Source organism: Paenibacillus paridis, from assembly GCF_006345825.1.
Taxonomy (GTDB): Bacteria; Bacillota; Bacilli; order Paenibacillales; family Paenibacillaceae; genus Pristimantibacillus; species Pristimantibacillus paridis.
Map to the genome: position 1 here is coordinate 20,342 of NZ_VCIX01000085.1, position 20,066 is coordinate 40,407.

The window sequence follows — 20,066 nt, forward strand, 5'->3', positions numbered from 1 at the left end:
ATGAGGAATCCCGTCAAGTGGTTTCGGGACCGCTTTTCCCGCAAAATTCAGTTTCGGCTCACCTGCTATTTTTTGTTGATTTTGCTGCCGCTCGTGTTGGTAAGCCTATTTGCCGTTGACCGCTCCCGCAGCATTTTGCATGACCAAGCCGTGGAGCGTTCTGGGACGGTGCTGAATTCAGCCATGGACTATATTGATTTGACTTTGCAAAATGTGGAGGAGATTTCGACGCTGATTGCAACAGACCCTGTGTTTATCAAGCTGCTTGCAGATAACGGATCGGAATTGTCGCCGCTCTCCATCGTCGATTTTTCGATGCTGCTGAAGCAGCTGTCGAATGTCAACTCTATTAATCATATCGTATCGCAAATATCGTTGTACCATCAGCCCTCCCATATGATGATTTCGACGAATTATGGGGGGAGAAGGCTGAGCAGCCCCGAGCAGCAGCAATGGCTTGAGAATACGGCGATTACTAGCGGGACGGAAATCACTTATTTGCTGGCGGAGGAGCCGATTGCCGGCAACGCAACCTTTGGCAGCTTAATTGATACGGACAGCGTGTCGCTGCTGCGAACGATGGATTTGTACAATAACAATCGCAGAGCAGATGTAGTCATTATTACCGTGGACAAAAGCAAGCTGATCAATCTGATGAAGTCGCTGCTCCCATCGCCTGCGGCTACCATTTATTTGCACAGCGACACGGGCAAGCTGATTGCAGGGACAGGCAAGCTCGAAGGCGCGGAGCATACGCTTGCAGAAGGCGGGGGCATGCCCGGTCTTCCCCGCACGAACGATGCGGAGATGACGGTTTCGATCGATTCGGAGTATTCCAAATGGCGGCTAACGCTGATACAGCCCAAAAAAGAGCTGTACGCCAAAACAGATCAGCTTCGATTGTATACGATCGCCATTATTTTTGTCAGCGTCCTTCTAGCGCTCGGCATTTCCTGGCTCGTTTATATCGGCATTGCTTCTCCGGTGGACAAGCTGTTCAAGGGAATGAAGCGTCTGGGGACGGGGAATATGAACGTTCACCTGGACAATTCGCGGCATGATGAGCTGGGTTATTTGACGGAAGCGTTTAACCGGATGGTCGTAGACCAGAAGCGGCTGATCGAAGAGCATTACGAGCAGCAGCTGAGGCTGGCCAAGACCGAGCTTCAATTTCTGCAAACCCAAATTAACCCGCATTTTCTGTATAACACGCTGGATTCGATCAACTGGACAGCCAAAAATTACGAGGCGGATGAAATTAGCGAGATGGTGCTGAACTTGTCCCGCTTTTTCCGTCTGAGCCTCAACAAGGGCAAGGATGTATTTACGATTGACGAAAGCTTGTCGCATCTCCATTATTACATTCGGATTCAGCAAATCCGGTTTTTGGACAGCTTCGAGGTGGAATATGACATTCAGGAGGAATGCCGCCCCATTCCGATTCTGAAGCTGCTGCTGCAGCCGCTTGTGGAAAACGCTATCCTGCATGGGATGGAAGGGATAACGGAAGGCGGGAAGCTTGTTATTTCCGGCCGAGTGTACGACGGTGAGACTGTTCAGGTCACGGTCCGTGACAATGGCCCCGGGATAAACCCGAAGCGGCTCACTTACATTCAAGAAGAAATGTTGCGACTTGGAAGGCGTGAGGGAAATCTGTTTTCGCTGGAGGATGAGGAAACGGGAGATCTGTTCGGCTTGCGCAATGTGATGACCCGCATCAAGCTGTATTATGGCAATTCTGCTGAGTTGACTATCGATAGCGCGCAAGGATTAGGAACCACGGCCACCATATCGCTGCCGCTGGATCAATGCAAGGAGAGCTTTCGCGCTTTGACTCACCATACTGTGGAAAAAGGGGATCGATCCGCATGAATTTGATGATTGTTGAGGACGAGCTTAGGCTAAGATTGGGATTGGCCAATAATATCCCTTGGGAGGAGAATGGCATAGAGGTCGTCGGACTGGCCGCTAGCGGTGTGGAGGCATTGTCGTTGATCGAGCGCAAGCGACCCGACATTATGCTAATTGATGTGCAGATGCCGGAGATGGATGGGCTGACGCTGGTGAGGAAGCTAAGGGAATGTCCAGGCAACGGCGTGCAACTGAAACTGATCATTCTGAGCGGGCATGACAACTTTGGCTTCGCTCAGGATGCCATAGCTTTAGGGGTGTCCCAGTATTTGCTGAAGCCCGCGGCTGAAGAGGAAATATTAGGTGCTGTTCTGGAAGCAGCTAGGCAGCTGCGAGACGAAATGGAGCAATGGCGCGAGCAAGCGGAGCTGAAGGTCAAGTGGCGTGAGCATCTTCCCCATCTGCAAAGCGGATTTATCCGGCAGTGGGCAGCAGGCGCTTATGACGATAGCGAGGTGCTTCGAAGAGGCATGGATTATCAGATTGAGCTTCAGGAATCGGACCGAATCACAGTTGCCGTGGTGGATATCGACCCGCTTCCGGAGGGAGAGGACAGCTTTAAGGCGGAGGATGCTCCGATGTGGCGCTTCTCTCTGCAATGCCTGGCGAGAGAAATGCTGCCTGCTACCTGCTTTGTCTGTCCTGATCATCAGGGGTATACGCTGCTTGTTTTTGTGCTGCGAAGCGGGGAGGAGCCGGGAGACAGCGCCTTGCGAATACAGGCATCGGTCGTTCAACTGCTTTCGCGGACCCGGGAGACGCTTGGGCTGACAGCCAGTGCGGGCATATGCGCTGCGGCCGGAGGGCTTGGCAGCATGAGTACGCTGTATGCGGAAGCTTGCCGTGCCTTGCAGGAGCGTATTGTGTACGGCTGCGATATTGCCATTCCTTACCGGGAGATTGGCCGTAAGGAACAGGGGGTCCAGGTACAGCAATCGCTGGAGAAAGCGCTGGAAATCGCATTGGAGACCGCTGACGAAGCCAAGGCGTTGGAGGCGCTGCAAGGATTGTGGGACAAAAGCCTGGAGTCCGCGGAGACAGCGGAAGAAGTCCATGAGGCCGTGCTTTATTTGAGCAGCCTGTATATCCGTATGATTCAGAAGCAAGGCTGGCGGATTGGCTGCGTAGCAGGAGAGGATATGGTTTATTTCGAGAACATCCGGCTGCTGGCGACGAAGGAGCAGATCCGGGCATGGCTAATCCGCTTGACTGGCCGCATCTGCGACTACCTGCAGCAGCAGCGGAAAACGACCAGCAACGGAGTGGTACGCTCCATTCTGTCTATTGTGAATCAGGAGATTGATCAGGATATCACGCTGCATACGGTGGCGGACCGCCTTTTTGTCAATTCATCTTACTTGAGCCGGTTGTTTAAGCAGGAGACAGGCGTGCCTTTTTCGACCTATGTGCTGGAGCGCAAGATGGAACGGGCCAAGACCGTTCTGCAAAATGGGGGTAAGGTGTACGATGCCGCCCGTCTGGTGGGTTATCGGGACGTGAGCTATTTCACCAAGGTGTTCCGCAAGTATTGGGGCGTCAACCCAGGTGGCGTTAAAGCGTGACAGCAGTGCCTAATTATGTTGGCGTGCAATAACCAAAAAAATGAAAAAGACAAAACCGCTTTCAGTTATAGAAAGCGGCTTTGTCTTTTTTAATGCCGATTACGTTCCTTTGTGAGGAAATCAAACATCAAAGTACCAGAAATAGTAATGGCATTACTCTACCAACCCTGGGCGATGGATACTACAATTTTAGGTAGAAAGCATGAAATCAAGGGGGAATACAATGAAAAGCGCAACGGCACCACTGGATAAGCCCCAGGCTAAACGCAATTATGTCAAACGGCTTGCCGCCGATGTCAAACGGGATTGGGATTTATACGCACTTCTTGTTCCCGGAATTTTGTTTCTTCTACTGTTTAAATACGCCCCAATGTATGGCATTACCATCGCCTTTAAGGATTTCAATATCTTTGACGGTTATGACGCAAGCCCTTGGGTAGGATGGAAGCATTTTGCCAAACTGTTCAGCTCTCCCGATTTTCTGCATGTTTTTCAAAACACCGTTATTCTCAGTTTCCTGAAGATCGGTATCTTGTTCCCGCTGCCGATCCTCATCGCCTTGCTGTTGAATGAGCTGCGGCGGATGCTATTCAAGCGCGCGATCCAAACTGTGATCTATTTGCCGCATTTCTTGTCCTGGGTCATCGTAAGCGGCCTGTTTATTGACCTGCTGTCTAGCAACGGCGGCTTGGTTAACAAGGCAATGGCAATGATCGGCTTGGAGCCAATCTCGTTTTTCCTGGACAATAGCGTGTTCCGGGGCGTTCTGATTACCTCGGCGGGCTGGAAGGAAACGGGGTGGAGCACCATCGTTTATCTTGCTGCCTTCGCCACGATCGATCCCGGCTTGTACGAAGCGGCCAAGATTGACGGGGCGGGGAGGATGAAGCAGCTGTGGCACATTACGCTGCCTGGCATCGCCCCGATTATCCTGCTGATGTTTATTCTAAGGCTGGGCAGCATTTTGGAGGCTGGCACGGAGCAAATTCTCGTCATGTACAATCCCACAGTATACAAGGTGTCGGATGTCATCGGCACCTACGTGTACCGAATGGGCCTCGGCAATCAGGACTACAGCTTCACCACCGCTGTTGGCGTTTTTGAATCCGTTATTGCCTTCACGCTCGTCTTGGCGGGCAACGCGCTTAGCCGCAAATACCTGCAACGCGGGATTTGGTAACTGAAAGGGGAGATTGCTGTGACCGTGAAAACATCGTTTTCAGAGAAGCTGTTCAATTTCTGCAACTATTTATTTTTTATACTGGTAGGTCTGACGACGCTGCTGCCGTTCGTTAACCTGATCGCCAAATCGTTCAGCAGCGAAGCGGCGGTCATCTCCGGCAAGGTCAATTTGCTGCCTATCGGCTTTCAAACCGGAACGTACATGTATGTGCTCAAGGATTCCATGTTCCTTAATTCTTTAAAAAATTCGATTCTGTTGGCTATTGTGGGTACGGCGTTAGGATTGTTCCTCACGACCATTACGGCGTACCCTTTATCTCGCGTTCAGCTTCGAGGCAGAAAATGGTTTCTGCTGATGTTTATTTTCACGATGCTGTTCAGCGGCGGCCTGATTCCTACCTACCTGCTCATGCAGAATATCGGCCTGGTTAATCAGTTTCCTGTTCTATTTCTGCCGGCGGCCATCAACGTGTTCAACATGCTGATTATCAAAAATTATTTTGAAGGGCTGCCGGACGGGCTGGAGGAATCCGCCAAGCTGGACGGAGCAAGCAACATTCGAGTTTTATTCTCCATTGTTTTGCCGCTGTCGCTTCCCGTACTGGCGACCATTGCGCTGTTTTTCGCGGTGGCGTTCTGGAACGACTATTTTACATCGATGATCTACATTACCAATCAGGATTTTAAGCCGCTGCAGCTGTACTTGAAGGAGCTATTGGTTTCCTCCAGCAGCGAATTCTTGAAGGATAACGTGGACGCGGCGCTGAACACAACGCCCCAATCCATTCAGGCAGCTTCAATATTGCTAGCTACGCTGCCGATCCTCATGGTCTATCCGTTCTTGCAAAAATATTTTGTTAAAGGCGTGCTGGTAGGTTCGGTGAAGGGTTAAACCCATCTGCCATGAAAGGCGGTGATGCTGTCAGCTTGTTAAGATAGCGGGCAACGGAAGGGAAATGCAGTTTGGCTTATAACACATATTCGGGAGGGTACTCTATGAAAAAAGGTTCTTGGTTGGCCATTGTCCTTGTATTAGCTATTGCTCTTGCCGCTTGCGGCAACAATTCCGCTCCAGCTCCGGGCAGCGGCTCAGGGGGAGATGGCGAAGGCAATCCCAATCTCACGATGCTGATGCAGTACAGCCTGTTCGATCCGAACGCAGACCCGGTGGCTAAAAACATAGAAGAAGCGACCGGCTACAAAGTAACCTACGAAATGCTGCCGGCCGAAAGCTCTGACGAGAAGCTGAATTTGATGGTTGCGAACAAACAAAACTTCGATATTATGAAGCTGGGCTCTGCCCAGTTCTACAAGCTGGCAACGGCGGGCGCGCTGGAGCCGCTGAATGATCTGATCGATAGCCAAGGCCCTAACATCAAAGCGGCAATTAAAGAGGATTCATGGGAAAGCGTAACGATCGACGGCAAAATCTATGCTATACCGGAGACGGGCTCTGGCATTAGCGTAGGCGAGGAGCTCGTTGTCCGTCAGGATTGGATGGATGAACTGGGCTTGAAGCACCCGACAACGCCGGATGAGCTGTACGAGGTGTTGAAAGCGATCAAGAAGGCCAAAAACATTGTTCCATTAACGGGCACAAAGGATTCCATTTATGGCGACATTGCAGCCGCATTCGGCGTGCTTAACGACTGGAACGATGTGGATGGCAAGCTGCTGCATAAAGCAGAGCTGCCGCAGATGAAAGAATTTTTGACTTATATGAACAAGCTCTACAGCGAAGGTCTGCTGGATTCGGAAATGCCGATCAATACGAGTGCGAAAGCGATAGAGAAGTTCTCCAGCGGCAATGCCGCGATGATCAAGCTGGCATGGTGGAGTGCTTCCAGCGGAGAGGCCGCCCTTGTCAAAAACTTTCCTGAAGCCAAAATTGGCATTATTCCTTACTTAGTAGGCAAGGATGGCAAATCATCGATTGGCGTTAACTTGGCTACTACATGGTTTATTGCAATACCGAAGATATCCAAGCATAAGGAGCATGCGATCAAACTGCTCGATACCAAGCTGAAGAAGGATATCTTTATTAAGCTCGCCATTGGCGAGGAAGGCGTTCACCACGAAGTGAAGGATGGCAAATACTATCCGATTCTACCTAAATTCAACGATGATTTGACCAATGCAAGCTCTTACATGACTGGGGTCAACGAATATGATTATCCGGCTTACTGGCAGGCGCGCGTACGGAAGGACCCTGTGCTGCAAAGCTACTATGAGGCGTTTCAGGAAAACGCGGCGAAAGGCAATATCGTCGTTGATCCGATGTCGATTGCACCGCCGATCGATGCGGTCTCCAAAAACAAGCAAAAGCTGACGAAGCTGCTGGACGACACGGTGCTGATGTATATCGCAGGTGCGCAATCTATCGACAGCTACGATACCTTCCTGACGCAATGGATGGCCGAAGGCGGCGCAGAATCCGTCAAGGAAGCGAACGAGTGGTATCAAACCATTTCAAAATAATGGCTTGCTTATAGACGTAGGCTTGATGGCAAAGGGGCAGCTGCGAATTGCAGGTGCCTCTTTGTCGCCTAGGCGAAATGCCCGGCATAACGGACTGAGGGGGAACAGATTTGAACGAATCAATTAAGCCGCATAAAGGCAGTGAGGTGGATATGCTTGCTATCCATGCCGAAGTGGAAGCTGCGCCAGAGGATATTACGATTACATTAGAAGGGCCTCGGCACGCCATAACGGCTATCAACGCCATTCCTGAGGCCGAAGAGTGGCTTATCTTGTTTACAAGCGCATGGAGGGAATCGGTCACTGTTCCTGAGAATGGCGTTGCGGTGCAGGTGGGGGCAGGAAGCTTGGTTTTGCGCGTCGTTGATGAAGCGCCTGTCGGCTTCGCCCCGGCCTGGTCCGGCCCCACGATGCTAGACATCCCTGAGGGCGGTTATGTGCTTGTTGCCCTTGATCCTTTGTATGCTCCGGAAAGCAGCCGCTTCTTCTTGTCTACCTGCTTTAGAAAAGGAGACCGTATCAAGCTGCGCAAGGATGACGCCGTGACTAATCATCACGGGCTGGCAGGCGCTGCTGATCATGAAATCAGCATTTCTTTGAATCAGCCATCCGTTTATACGGAAACGCAGACTGTAACCACCATTACCGGTCATGTGAGCGGCGCCAACGTGGGTGAATTTCCGGCGCTAACGGTTAATGGCGAAGCTGCTGTTGTTGACGAGCAGGGTACTTTTGCCCATAAGCTGGAACTGGCGCTTGGCGTCAACTTTGTTGATGTGGAGGTCAAAACGGAGAACGAAACCTCAGTTGCACGAAGCTTGGCGGTCTTTTCTAAAAGCCGGACTGAGAAGAAGCAGAGAATTATCCTTTGGGTCGATCAGAGAGCCAACAGCGGGAAGCTGCAGACAGCGGGCGCAGTAAGAGAACTGCTGGAGCGGGCAAAACAAGCGGGCGTTACGGATATTGCGCTTGACGTTAAAGGGGTGGAGGGATACGTTTCTTACTTAAAAAATCCGCTGACGAGCCGTCCCCACATGAGTGAATTGGTAAACGATGGGCAGGGAATTCCTTATCCCAAGCTGGATTTGCTGCAGATTTTTATAGAAGAGGGGCATCGTCTTGGACTAGCTATTCATGCATCCATGAATGTATTTGCAGAAGGCTCCATTGTACGCGGACAATATGCGATTCTAAATGAGCATTCGGAATGGGAGGAAATGGTTTACAAGCATCAGGATGAAGGCGCGATCAATCGGCAGCGAGACAGCTCGGCTCCGGGTTTGGTTGCGTTTGCCAACCCATTGAATGAGAAGGTGCGCGAGCATCAATTGGCTGCTTTCCGGGAAGTGATTTCCGGCTATCAAGTGGATGGCATTATTTTGGACCGGGGCAGATACGATAACGCAACGGCGGACTTCAGTCCTTTGACACGAAGCCGCTTTGAGGCTTATTTGGCGGAAAGAGGCAAGCGGCTTCATCGTTGGCCTGAGGATATACTCGAATACGAAGGCAATACGAGAATAGATGGTCCGTTGATTTTGGACTGGTGGGCTTTCCGTGCTGGCGTCATAACTGCTTTTGTTGCGGAGGCCAAGGAGATGGTGGACGACCATAATCGACAGAGGGGAAGCGAAGTTTTATTGTCTGCCTACGTGGGGTCTTGGTTTGATGCCTATTACGTCAACGGTGCAAACTGGGCCAGCCCTGATTTTCAATATGATAGCCGCCTTCAGTTTCAGGAGGGCTCCGTTTATACCAAGGACTACCGAGGCACGGGCTATGTCCGGCACTTGGATCTCCTCATGATTGGTACGTATCAGGATACGCTGGCCGAGGTGGAGAAATATATGGCGGTTGGCAACATTGCAACAGGAGGGGAAGTTCCGTTATATGCGGGTATTTCCCTTAATCAAATGAATAGCGCCGAGCTGCAGCGCGAGGTATTCCGTTCGGCCCTCCGGTACACAGACGGGCTCATGCTGTTTGATGCCTCGCATGTCGATTGGGATACTCTTAACCGGTCATTAAAGAGAGAATAAGCGATGTTGCAATAAAACAGTAACTTTTCCTAGGCAAGCTAGACGCAACCATAAACGGAAATCCCGTAAAGGTGCCGGCTCCCGTGCAAGCAATAAAAGGGAAAACGCTCATTCCTCTTCGTTTTGTTGCACAAGCGATGGGCACAAGTGTACTATGGGATGGGAAGAATCAACAGGTTCTGATTACGACGAAATGATTTTTGAGAAACCTAATCTCCATATGGTTGAATAGTAACCCCAAAGGATGGTAGCCGATGCAGACGATTCAAAACGCCACTCAGACGAATGAGCGAAAGGTGACAAGCCTTCTCGAATGCCTTGACGTAAAGAATGGCGAGCGCAAGGTGCTTGCTGTATTTGACCAATTAATTGAAGCGCCGAATTGGACTCAAGACGGCCAATCGCTAATTTACAACAGCGGCGGGCTTTTATATTCCTTTGAGCTTGCAACCGGCACAAGTAATGCTATCGATTCCGGCTATGCGAATCAATGTAATAATGACCATGTCTTATCGCCGGATCGCAATCAAATTGCGGTTAGTCACCATTCGAAGGAGGATGGCCAATCGCGCATTTATATATTTCCTTTTGAAGGGGGCCATCCGACGCTGATTACGGCGCTTGCACCGAGTTATCTCCATGGCTGGTCGCCTGACGGGCAGACGCTGGCCTATTGCGCGGAACGGAAGGGACAGTACGACATTTATACGATCCCAGCGGCAGGGGGAGTAGAAACCCAACTAACGGATACTGCTGGACTCGATGATGGTCCTGAATATTCGCCAGATGGGCGCCATATTTGGTTCAATTCGACAAGGTCGGGTCTAATGCAGCTGTGGCGGATGAATGCCGATGGCAGCGAGCAGACGCAAATGACCTTCGATGAGAGCAATAGCTGGTTCCCGCATGTGTCGCCAGATGGGGAATCGGTTGCTTATCTAACCTATCGCAAGGATGACGTTGCGCCAAATGACCACCCGGCGAACAAAAACGTAGAGATTCGAATCATGCCGATCCATGGCGGAGAGTACCGCACGCTTGCCGAGCTGTTTGGCGGACAAGGCACCATTAATGTGAATTCTTGGTCGCCTGATTCTACTAAACTTGCGTTCGTCAGTTACCGCCTGGGTGAATAGTGCGTCAGGAATCCCTTGTATGCCTCTAGAATCGGGTTACGAAGCTTGCCTTGTACAACAAAAGCGTCAGTCTCCGACATGGAATTTCGTGCGGAACTGACGCTTTATTTGATTGCGAATGAACTAGTGTACAGAACGGACGGATATTTGATGGCGAGTGGAGGTGGTGCAACCTTTTTGCTTATTTAAAAATGCCATGATTAACCGCTTGCTGAATCCATGCTTCTGTTGATGTAACACTAAGGTCCGGAAAGCGGAATGAAGCTGGAACGTCAGGAAGAGGCATGCTCTCGCAGTTGGTTTGAATCCAGCTATATAGTCCTGCAAGACCCGCGCTTGTTTCTGCTCCGAGCAGGGGCGTAAGCGCTGCTTTAAAGTCATCGATGGCAAGGGCGTGGAAGCTCACGGGCCGGTTGAGCGCCTTGCTGAAGAGCTCTGCCAGCTGATTTCCGCTTAATGCTTCGGAACCATGGATTTGAATGGTTTGTCCAGCCAGCTCGGGATGCTTTATAGCATGCCGAGCGTACGCTGCGGCATCTTCAATACTCACCCAAGAGAGGGGCTGCTGCGCCGGTATCGGATAAGCAAGCACATTTCCTTGCAAGATCCCCGGCAGGCAAAGGTTTTCCAAATACAGCGTAGGCTGCAAGAAGATGAACGGCAAGCCGCTACGGCGAACAGCGTCCTTAAGCTCCCGTTTGATTTCTATCGCTGCGGCATCCGTTACGTGTTCTGGAACAAAGACATTCGTATTTACGACGAGAAGCTGAACCCTGGCTATCACGGCTGCCTCGACCGCATGCTTGATATAGCTACGAACCTGATGCAAATGAAAATTAACCGGAAGCTGCAAATAAACCATATCGATATTGGCATGAGCCTGAACGAGGCTGTCCAATTGGCTAAGCTCTCCGATCATGGGATGAATACCCGCAGAGCGAAGCTGGCTTGCTTTGTCATTTGAACGTGCGATGGCATAAACTTCATACCCATCCTCAATTAACTTTTTCGCTACGGCGCCTCCTTGAACGCCTGCTGCTCCGTATACCAAAACCTTCTTTTTTGCTTCTGACATGATGAACTTCCTCTCTGTATTTTATTTTTGGGAAAGCTATTAAAGGGTGTTTCGTTATGCTATAACCATATTAGTGGATAGATTTTGTTAGCGTAAGTACGCACATTTTTTATATGTAGTATCATTTTTTATACCGAAATGGAGAATAGCTCAAATGGAAAAACCACCAACGACATGCCCTGTTGAGGTTGCGGTGAAGCTGATTGGCGGCAAGTGGAAAATCGTCATTTTATATCAGCTTGCCTATCATGGGCCGAAGCGGTTCAATGAGCTTCGAAGAATATTTCCCGAGGTGACCCAGCGGATGCTGACCCTGCAGCTCCGTGAGCTGGAGGAGGATGGCATTATTGTCCGCAAGGTGTACCATGAGGTGCCTCCCAAAGTAGAATATTATTTATCGGAGCTTGGGACGAGCATCTTGCCTGTGTTGCTTCAGCTGCAGGATTGGGGACTGTACTATATGGAGCAGAAGAAAACAGAGCCTTCTCCATCGCAGGATATGCCGTCTACATAAATGGAAACCGAATGCAAGGAAAGTTGAGAAGTTCTCTGAATTGGAAAAAAGAACGGCTGCTTGCAAGCAGCCGTTCTTTTGGCCTTGATTTATCGCAAAATATAACCGCCATCAGGGAACAGCGTGCTGCCGGTCGTATAGCCATTTGTCATCAGGTAGATCGTCGTGTGGGCAGCTTCATCGGCGTGGCCGATTTTGCCGAGCAGATTGATCTTGGCATACTCATCATAGGACTGTTCCCTTACTTCCTGCGCAGCGCCTTCCCAATTAAAAGCGGTTCGGATGGTGCCAGGGGAAATAACATTGACCCGAACCGGCGCTAGCTCCACGGCGAGCGCCTTGCCAAGGCTTTCGATAGCCCCGTTGCATGCGGCATAAGAGGCGCCTCCCGAGAGGGGGCGTTGGCCGAAGGCCCCTGACATCAGCACGATGGAGCCGCCAGGGCGGATAAACGGAGCTGCATATTTCGTTGCATTGTATTGCGGCCAAAACTTGGCGTTAAAGCAGCTATGAGCGGTCTCGGCATCAGACGATAGGGGGCCTCTAACATAGGAGGCACCCGGTGTGAACAAATGGTCAAAGGAACCTAGCTTTTCGAAAAATGATTTCAGCTGCTGTTCATCCCGGTTATCGAGCACATAGGCTGTCAATTCGTCTGATGCTAAATATTGCTTTGCTTGGTTCAAACGCTCTTCAGACCGTCCGGCTATAACTACATAGGCCCCTTGCTCTAAGGCTTGTTTTGCGGTAGCAAGGCCTATGCCAGAGCTCCCTCCAATAATGATAATCCGTTGGTTACGCAATGATAAATTTGCCATGATGTGTATTCTCCTCCATTTCTACAGAACGGTCTTCTCGCCTCGGCTTTATTTCATATGAATGGATCTAATGGATATCGTAGTCCATTATTCGCTAAAAAAAGAAAGCTGCCAAGTACGCATTTCATTCGTACTAGGTCACAAATTTCGTACTATTTGTTGTGAAGCGCTCTGCCGTGGATAACGTGCAAAAGTCCAGGTTGTTCGGTATGATAAATAAGAGGAGGTGTTTAGATGGAGAGAGGTTTGAAGGAGCCTAGATTGAAGGGCGTGCTGACTACTTTGGAAATGATCGGCGGAAAATGGAAGCCGCTCATTCTATTTATATTGCTCATAGATGGAACCAAACGCTTTGGTGAGCTTAGGCGTCTCATACCGGATGTCTCCCAGGGAACGCTGGCGAAGCAGCTGCGCGAACTGGAGGAGGATCAGCTCATTACCCGAGAGGTTTTTCAGGAAATACCGCCACGAGTGGAATATAGCATTTCGGAGCATGGAAAAACGCTGACCGCCGTATTGGACAGCATGTGCGGCTGGGGAAGAAAGCACCAAGCCTTTGTGGAGGATACGACGGTCGTTCTTGGAGCGGACGGTTAACGGTTCGCTGGCTATGCTTTGAATTTTGCGTTGAAGGCAGCTTGATTTCCGTTAAATACGTTAATGTCGACATAGGCATCAATGCCGTCGATTCGTCCCCGATTGCAATATTGCCAAAATAGCCAATCCCGTTTATTTTTCAAAGCCGGATGCTTGACGATGTCGCGAATCCAAATCTCGTATTCTTCAAAATCGCTGCCGATGTACATGTTAAACGTATCATAGGTGACATATAAAATCGGCTTTTTCCTATAAATCTCTTCTAGCTTTGTGCCCATCGCCCGTATTTCCTTCTGGATCGTTGCAACAGGATGAGTAAGAGCGATTTCGATATCAAGCACAGGCGGGAGGCTGGCTTCCTCAATAGGCACGACCTTTATAAAATGGTCTGCTTGCTCGGCTCCCGAGCTTCTGGCAGAGAAAAAATGATAGGCGCCGACTAGCAGGCCGTTTGCTTTAGCAAGCTCCCAGTTTTTCTGGAACGTGTTATCGGTATAATCATGTCCTTCTGTTGCTTTCATGTAGGCAAATTGGTATTTTTCCATCGCCCCAATTGTTTTCCAGTTGATATTGCCTTGATAATGGGATACGTCGAGCCCCCTCACTTTATAGCTCATTGCAAATACGCTATTGTGCCAGATGATGCCTTTGTACTCCAATACTCCAAAAATCAATAAAAATCCTAGAAAAACTAAGATGGCTCTTTTTATTCTTTTTGCTCTCATGGTTCCACCCCCCCCCGAAATATTACCAGCTTATCCCATGACGCTCTTTGCAAGGATAAAGTTGCTCAAATAAGAAGAAACGCCTTGAACTTCCTTTAGACGCTTACAAACTTATACATACTTATAGTTACAAAAAAAAACCGCCAAGCAAGCTTGGCGGCCATTCATTTGGTGCTAGTGTTTTCTTATTTCGTCAACTGTTCCATTTGGCCAATGAGTTCCTCGAATACGCTCATCGCTTGCTCGATCGGCTCTGGAGATGACATGTCAACGCCAGCCTTCTTCAAAATATTAATGGAGAAGTCACTGCCGCCACTCTTCAAGAAACCAAGGTATCGGTCAACGGCAGGCTGGCCTTCCTCCAAAATTTGCTTGGAGAAGCTGGTAGCGGCAGAGAAGCCTGTCGCGTATTTGTATACGTAGAAGCTGTTGTAGAAATGCGGGATGCGCGCCCATTCCATTTCAATGTCCTTGTCGATGACCATGCCTGGCCCGTAATATTGAACGTTGAGGTCATAGTAGATTTTGCTTAAATCCTGCGGCGTGAGCGATTCGCCTTGTTCCGAGCGCTCATGAATGATTTTCTCGAATTCAGCAAACATCGTTTGGCGGAAGACGGTAGTCCGGAACTGGTCGGCATAATACGTCAGCAGGTACATTTTTTCTTTCGCATCAGTTGATTTGCCCAATAGATAGTCCATGAGCAGTGCTTCGTTTAACGTAGAAGCTACTTCTGCAAGGAAAATGGTATATTGCGCGTCGCGGTAGTTTTGATTCGTATCCGAATAATGCGAATGCAGCGCATGGCCCATTTCATGGGTTAGCGTGAACATGCTGTTTAAGTTGTCGTTGTGGTTGAGCAGCACGTAAGGATGCGTTCCGAAAGCGCCCCAGCTGTATGCGCCGCTGCGTTTGCCTTCATTCTCATACACGTCGATCCAGCCGTTGTCGAAGCCATCCTGCAAGACTTTCAAATAGTCATCGCCAAGCGGCTTCAGGCTTTCGCTTACGGTTTTTTTCGCTTCTTCATATGTGATATTTAGTTTGAACTCGTCTACGAGCGGCGCAAACAAATCGTACATATGAAGCTCATCAAGGCCCAGCAGCTTTTTGCGAAGATCCATGTAACGGTGCATCAGCGGCAAATGCTTGTGAATGGTATCAATGAGGTTCGTGTAAACTTCCTTCGGAATGTTATCGCCATATAGAGACATATCAAGAACGGAATCGTATTTACGTGCTTTGGAATAGAAGATATTTTTTGTTACGTTTGAGGTCAGCGTAGTTGCAAGCGTATTTTTTAGTTTGCCGTAAGTTTCGTACACCGCTTTAAACGCTTCGCGGCGCACATTCTGGTCGCTGCTTTCAAGAAACTGTATGTAGCTGCCATGGGTCAGTTCAACTTCTTCGCCATTTTCATTTTTTACTTTAGGGAATTTAAGATCCGCATTATTCAGCATGCTGAATACGGTGCCGGGAGCGGAGCTGATATTGCCGACTTGGGCAAGCAGCGCTTCTTCGTCTTTCGATAAAATATGGGCCTTCTGGCGGCGCATCTCTTCGAGTGTATGGCGATATTTTGCTACTGACGCATCCGAGATAAACGCATCGAGCTTCTCGTCAGAGAGGCTAAGTACCTCAGGAGTTATGAAGGAAAGCGCTTCGCCGGACTCGACGCTAATTTTTTTGGATTTATCCGATAGAGATTGGTAAGCGGCCTCTGCGGTGTCCTCGTGATGCTTCATATTGGCATAAACATATAGTCGCTCCACATGCAAGGAGAGCTCATCCTCAAGCTCGAAGCAGGCCTTGAGCTGTTCAACGTTATCTAGCTTGCCTTGATATTCGGGAACCTTCTTGATTAGCGCCTTCGCCTCTGCAAATTCCTTATCCCAAGCGGCTTGGCTTTCAAATAAATCCTCAAGCTTCCAGCGGGTCTCAGGTGCGGATTCTGAACGTTTCAATACGTGACTCATCGAATTCCTCCTTGGTATGGATAAGGTTGGTATGGAATGTCCGGATTGCGCTGCATTATCTTTGGAGACTGCAGCACCCGGTACAAGGCTTAAAGCGAGCATCAGGGAGAGCCATTTCATCCAGTCATCACCTCGGGACACAGTTTGTGAGTACTATGTCCGAAGGGTGCGAAGAATATGCAATCGACTGCTCGTTTATGCCGTGCCCATTGTGAAAAAGGCGTAAACGATAAGAAAAAACGCAAAAGCAATAAATGCGATCGATACCAAAGCAAGGCCGCGGCGCATGCCGGGCGGCAAGGAGTCACGTTTCATAATGACAATGGCTCCGAGCGAGAAGGCAGCAATAATAAATATAACTGAAGCAGTAGCATCCATCTGGTGGTAAAGCCTCCTGACCATAAACAAACCGAACCGGCAGCGCTATATTGGTACCTATGCGGTGCCTGGTTACGATATGTTCGCCATAATGGGCAAAATTTCCTCCTGCTAGGAAGAAGCTGCCGGATTAAACTTCTTTCAAAGCACGCATAATTGCTTCCAGTTCCTCTTCACGGCCGACGAAGTCGGAAGCGCGATAACGATTCTGTGCCCAGTGGAGCATTTCGGGACGGCTAATAAACGTGTGCGTATCTTCTCCCCATTGATCGGATATTTCCCGAACAATCAGCGTTTTGCCTTGCACTTCAACCGTCAGCATATTGTATTTGTCGGTCTTGTAAATTTCGTGTTTTTTAAACATGCAGTTTTTCACCCTTTGAGTAGTTAATTATGGTATTCTTATCATCATAGCCATTATGGAGGCTGTAATCAATACGCCAGCGCAAGAAGCGGGCAAAGACGAGACGAGTTTTGCTGAGATGAGACGAGATGAGGAGAGTGTAAGTATGGGTAAGCAGAGCTATGAGCAAATTGGCGTTGCCATGACATGCAGAAGCTTCGAGGAGTATGTTCGCATGTTTGATTTGCAGCCAGCGGATTTAGAGAAAGGTTTGCTGCTCGATGTCGCGGCCGGAGGCTCGTCCTTTACTGCCGAGGCCAATGCGAAAGGATATTCTGCTTTTGCGGTCGATCCCCGCTACGGTGCCGGGATTCAGGAATGGATTGGAGAAGCATCAGAGGAAATCGAGACCTCGACTGCCAAGCTTATAAAGCTGCAGGACCAATTCGATTGGAGCTACTACGGATCGATTGAAAATCACAAGTCGGGCAGAGAAGCGTCGCTTGAGCTTTTTGCTTCACATGTGAAGGATAATAAATATCATGATCGCTATATAGATGGCAAGCTTCCAGAGCTGCCCTTTCCTGATGATACCTTTTCATTAGTGCTTTGCAGCCATTTTATGTTCTTATATGCCAATCAATTTGGGCCGGATTTCCATGAAAAAGCGATATTGGAGCTCATGCGCATTTGCAAGCCGGGAGGACAAATTCGGATTTATCCGCTTATTTCATTAAGCTGGGAGCCGTATGCGGAGCTGGAGGCGTTACTGGAGACGATTGGAACCAATGGGGGCAGAGTAGAATTACTTGCTTCGGACCTTCCATTCATTCCTTCTTCTAGGCAATTTATGCGAATTTTACTTTAATTGCTTTTTCTGTTTTGGATCGCTATAATAATTTTACTCGCCGTGCAAAGCGGCGGTCATATTTAGGAGGTTGTTCAATTGAAAGGAACAGTTAAATGGTTTAACGCGGAGAAAGGCTATGGCTTTATCCAAACAGAGGGCGGAGAAGATGTATTTGTACATTTCTCAGCTATTCAAAGCGAAGGTTTCAAATCTTTGGATGAGGGGCAAGCGGTCGAATTCGACATTACTGAGGGTAACCGCGGTGCGCAAGCGGCCAACGTCACTAAACTATAGAAACATTTTGCGATGCAATGGAGAAGGCCCCCTGGTGACAGGGGGCCTTTTCTTATAGAGACGGCGTAGCCGTTTCTTCTTGCCTTGTTTTAACCGCTGCCCATATGTCAATTAAGCTTACTTTCATTGACCAAGTCCCGCTTGCAATGATAAACTGTTGCTTGGAAACTTTGTCAGGGGAGCGAGCATAATGAAATTTAAATTGTTCAAAGACCGTAAAGGGAAGGCCGATCAGGCTAAAAATAACAAGTTCGTCAAACTCGGACGAGAGATTTACGTTCAAGCACGCAGAGGCGGGCCAAATCCGGATGCAAACTTTGGTCTGAAGACGGCGATTGCCAATGCAAGAGCTGAGCAAATGCCGAATGATAATATTGAACGTGCGATCAAGAAGGCAGCAGGCGCTGGCGACGGCGTTGAATACGATGACATTATGTACGAAGGCTATGGCCCCGGAGGCGTAGCGATCATGGTTAAATGTTTGACGGACAACCGTAACCGTACGGCTGCCGACGTCCGTTCCGCGTTCAATAAACGCGGCGGAAACATGGGCGAGAGTGGCTGCGTTGGCTACATGTTCGATCACAAAGGCCTGCTGGTCGTTGACCGTGAAGTGCATGAAGCGGACGAGGACACGATGATGATGGTCGCACTTGAGGCTGGAGCCGAGGATGTCGTCGTCAATGATGATAGCTTTGAGATATTGACTCACCCTCATGAATTTGAGCAAGTGAAAAATGCGCTGGAGAAGGAAGGTTATTCCTTCGTAAATGCAGGCGTTCGCTGGCTGCCGCAAAATATCGTTAAGGTTGATGGCGAGAATGCGGACAAGCTGCTCAAAATGATGGATGCGTTTGAAGATAATGATGATGTGCAGGACGTATATTCTAATTTTGAAATTGTCGAATAAGCGGATGGATTCATTTATCGACTAATAAGGCTGCTGCGCGCGTGTATGGAACACGCTGCGCAGCAGCCTTATTTTGGTAGGATTAGCGTTCTGTCCGGCTGAAATAGTAACGTGCGAGGAAGGCTGCGGCTGCGACGATCGCAAATCCTGCACCCATTTTGAAAAAAGCCTCGCGCCCGAAATGCTCATAAACGTAGCCGCCGAACATTCCGCTGATCACGCCTGCAAGTCCGGTCCAGATAACGGCATACACCGCTTGCCCGGAAGCTCGGTATTCATCCGGTATGAGCCTGGACAGGTAGCGCAGGGCGGTAGAGAAGTAGATGCCAAACGAAATGCTATGCATCGCCTGAGTGGCAACTACCCAGCGCGGATCTTGAATATCGCTGAGAAGCCACAGTCTGACTGCGTACATGATGGATGCGATCATCAGCAGCGGAAGCTCCTTGAACTTGTGTCCATACTTGCCTAGCAGGAACAAAATCGGGATCTCGCTTAATGCTGATACAAGCCAAGCGAGACCAACGAGGGAATCACTGGCGCCCATGTGGCGCATGGTTACGGCTAGGAAGCCCTCGTACATCCGGTGAGGGATGGAGATTGTCAGAATGATCAGGAAAAACAGCAGCACATCCCTTTGCCGCAGCAGCTTGAAGAAGCCAGAAAAGTCTATTTTGCGGGCACTCCCTTGATAATCCCTGATCCTCGTCGTCAACATCAGCGTAATAGCGATGGTGCACAGTGCCAGCGGAAGCGTCCAAGTAGAGCCGATCTCCTTCAGAATCAGTCCGAAAGTATAAGCGGTTACCGCAAAGCCAAGGGAGCCGAATATTCGAACCAGTGCATAAGGGGTTCCCGTGTATTGGCTTGATAATAGCAGCAAGCTGTCACTCAGCGGGTTAATCGGTGTTTGGAAAAAATAAAAGCCCATCATCACAAGGCAAACAAGGGCAAAGTTTTCGATTGGAAATAAAAGGGAAATCATGACGAGCTGTCCGAACAATAGTAGCATAAGCAGCTTCTTAATTGTTCTATACTTGTCGCTGGCCATTCCCATGATGATATTTGCAAAAATGGAGATGAAAGGCCCAGTCGAATAGATGATGCCGATTTGCTGCTCTGAAAATCCTCTATCTAAGAAGTACAGCGGTATGAAGGAAACAACCATCGCGGCGGTAGAATAAGCCGAGAAGCTATATATTCGAAGCGCTGTTGTTTCCTTCCGCGCGTTTGCCGATCTCTCTGCCTCGGCGAGGCCAGGTGTATCCATTGCTGCAA

General features: G+C 49.3%; 19 protein-coding genes and 1 pseudogene. 13 read left to right on the plus strand and 7 right to left on the minus strand.

The window, feature by feature from the left end; genetic code table 11:
- The 8 genes and pseudogenes from FJQ58_RS13460 (at window position 1) to FJQ58_RS13495 (ending at window position 10,308) form a co-directional block, all read left to right on the plus strand.
- Entirely contained in the window at window positions 1-1,872 is a 1,872-nt protein-coding gene (locus tag FJQ58_RS13460; RefSeq protein ID WP_139994193.1) for a sensor histidine kinase, read from the plus strand.
- A complete protein-coding gene (locus FJQ58_RS13465) occupies window positions 1,869-3,473 on the plus strand; it encodes a response regulator transcription factor (protein ID WP_139994195.1) in 1,605 nt (534 codons plus the stop codon). The genes FJQ58_RS13460 and FJQ58_RS13465 overlap by 4 nt, the downstream gene beginning before the upstream one ends.
- Before the next feature lie 223 nt (window positions 3,474-3,696).
- Window positions 3,697-4,653, plus strand: a complete 957-nt coding sequence (locus FJQ58_RS13470; protein WP_238404034.1) for an ABC transporter permease — start codon at window positions 3,697-3,699, stop codon at window positions 4,651-4,653.
- Between the two features lie 24 nt (window positions 4,654-4,677).
- Window positions 4,678-5,547: a carbohydrate ABC transporter permease gene (locus FJQ58_RS13475; RefSeq protein WP_420799835.1), complete on the plus strand. Its 870-nt coding sequence runs from the start codon at window positions 4,678-4,680 to the stop codon at window positions 5,545-5,547.
- 104 nt (window positions 5,548-5,651) lie between these two features.
- On the plus strand, window positions 5,652-7,133 hold the full coding sequence (locus FJQ58_RS13480; RefSeq protein ID WP_139994201.1) for an extracellular solute-binding protein: 1,482 nt from the start codon (window positions 5,652-5,654) through the stop codon (window positions 7,131-7,133).
- A 110-nt stretch (window positions 7,134-7,243) separates the two neighbouring features.
- Window positions 7,244-9,172 carry a hypothetical protein gene (locus FJQ58_RS13485; RefSeq protein ID WP_139994203.1) on the plus strand — a complete coding sequence of 643 codons (1,929 nt, stop codon included), beginning with the start codon at window positions 7,244-7,246 and terminating at the stop codon, window positions 9,170-9,172.
- 41 nt (window positions 9,173-9,213) lie between these two features.
- Window positions 9,214-9,369 (plus strand): annotated as a pseudogene (locus FJQ58_RS13490) (stalk domain-containing protein); the annotation flags it as partial.
- Between the two features lie 57 nt (window positions 9,370-9,426).
- Entirely contained in the window at window positions 9,427-10,308 is an 882-nt protein-coding gene (locus FJQ58_RS13495; RefSeq protein WP_139994207.1) for a TolB family protein, read from the plus strand.
- Between the two features lie 181 nt (window positions 10,309-10,489).
- Here the strand turns inward: FJQ58_RS13495 and FJQ58_RS13500 are convergent, their stop codons facing one another.
- Entirely contained in the window at window positions 10,490-11,383 is an 894-nt protein-coding gene (locus FJQ58_RS13500) for an SDR family oxidoreductase (RefSeq protein ID WP_139994209.1), read from the minus strand.
- A 154-nt stretch (window positions 11,384-11,537) separates the two neighbouring features.
- On the opposite strand from FJQ58_RS13500, the gene FJQ58_RS13505 reads away from it, so the two are divergent.
- Entirely contained in the window at window positions 11,538-11,897 is a 360-nt protein-coding gene (locus FJQ58_RS13505; RefSeq protein ID WP_139994211.1) for a winged helix-turn-helix transcriptional regulator, read from the plus strand.
- Window positions 11,898-11,986: 89 nt separating this feature from the next.
- On the opposite strand, the gene FJQ58_RS13510 is transcribed toward FJQ58_RS13505, so the two are convergent.
- Complete coding sequence (locus tag FJQ58_RS13510; RefSeq protein WP_139994213.1) at window positions 11,987-12,715, minus strand: SDR family oxidoreductase; 729 nt, start codon at window positions 12,713-12,715, stop codon at window positions 11,987-11,989.
- Between the two features lie 234 nt (window positions 12,716-12,949).
- On the opposite strand from FJQ58_RS13510, the gene FJQ58_RS13515 reads away from it, so the two are divergent.
- Complete coding sequence (locus tag FJQ58_RS13515) at window positions 12,950-13,312, plus strand: winged helix-turn-helix transcriptional regulator (RefSeq protein WP_139994215.1); 363 nt, start codon at window positions 12,950-12,952, stop codon at window positions 13,310-13,312.
- Between the two features lie 11 nt (window positions 13,313-13,323).
- On the opposite strand, the gene FJQ58_RS13520 is transcribed toward FJQ58_RS13515, so the two are convergent.
- The 4 genes from FJQ58_RS13520 to FJQ58_RS13535 all read right to left on the minus strand — a co-directional run bounded on the left by FJQ58_RS13520 (window position 13,324) and on the right by FJQ58_RS13535 (window position 16,755).
- Complete coding sequence (locus FJQ58_RS13520; RefSeq protein WP_139994217.1) at window positions 13,324-14,037, minus strand: GH25 family lysozyme; 714 nt, start codon at window positions 14,035-14,037, stop codon at window positions 13,324-13,326.
- A 185-nt stretch (window positions 14,038-14,222) separates the two neighbouring features.
- Entirely contained in the window at window positions 14,223-16,013 is a 1,791-nt protein-coding gene (gene pepF / locus FJQ58_RS13525; protein WP_238404040.1) for an oligoendopeptidase F, read from the minus strand.
- A 195-nt stretch (window positions 16,014-16,208) separates the two neighbouring features.
- Window positions 16,209-16,391 carry a hypothetical protein gene (locus FJQ58_RS13530; RefSeq protein WP_139994219.1) on the minus strand — a complete coding sequence of 61 codons (183 nt, stop codon included), beginning with the start codon at window positions 16,389-16,391 and terminating at the stop codon, window positions 16,209-16,211.
- Window positions 16,392-16,521: 130 nt separating this feature from the next.
- Complete coding sequence (locus FJQ58_RS13535; RefSeq protein WP_139994221.1) at window positions 16,522-16,755, minus strand: hypothetical protein; 234 nt, start codon at window positions 16,753-16,755, stop codon at window positions 16,522-16,524.
- Between the two features lie 145 nt (window positions 16,756-16,900).
- On the opposite strand from FJQ58_RS13535, the gene FJQ58_RS13540 reads away from it, so the two are divergent.
- The 3 genes from FJQ58_RS13540 to FJQ58_RS13550 all read left to right on the plus strand — a co-directional run bounded on the left by FJQ58_RS13540 (window position 16,901) and on the right by FJQ58_RS13550 (window position 18,788).
- Window positions 16,901-17,602: a class I SAM-dependent methyltransferase gene (locus FJQ58_RS13540; protein ID WP_139994223.1), complete on the plus strand. Its 702-nt coding sequence runs from the start codon at window positions 16,901-16,903 to the stop codon at window positions 17,600-17,602.
- 78 nt (window positions 17,603-17,680) lie between these two features.
- Complete coding sequence (locus FJQ58_RS13545; protein ID WP_114381455.1) at window positions 17,681-17,878, plus strand: cold shock domain-containing protein; 198 nt, start codon at window positions 17,681-17,683, stop codon at window positions 17,876-17,878.
- A gap of 190 nt (window positions 17,879-18,068) precedes the next feature.
- Window positions 18,069-18,788, plus strand: coding sequence for a YebC/PmpR family DNA-binding transcriptional regulator (locus FJQ58_RS13550; protein ID WP_238404041.1), 720 nt, complete (start codon window positions 18,069-18,071; stop codon window positions 18,786-18,788).
- Between the two features lie 82 nt (window positions 18,789-18,870).
- On the opposite strand, the gene FJQ58_RS13555 is transcribed toward FJQ58_RS13550, so the two are convergent.
- Window positions 18,871-20,058 carry an MFS transporter gene (locus tag FJQ58_RS13555; protein ID WP_139994225.1) on the minus strand — a complete coding sequence of 396 codons (1,188 nt, stop codon included), beginning with the start codon at window positions 20,056-20,058 and terminating at the stop codon, window positions 18,871-18,873.
- Between the last annotated feature and the right edge of the window lie 8 nt (window positions 20,059-20,066).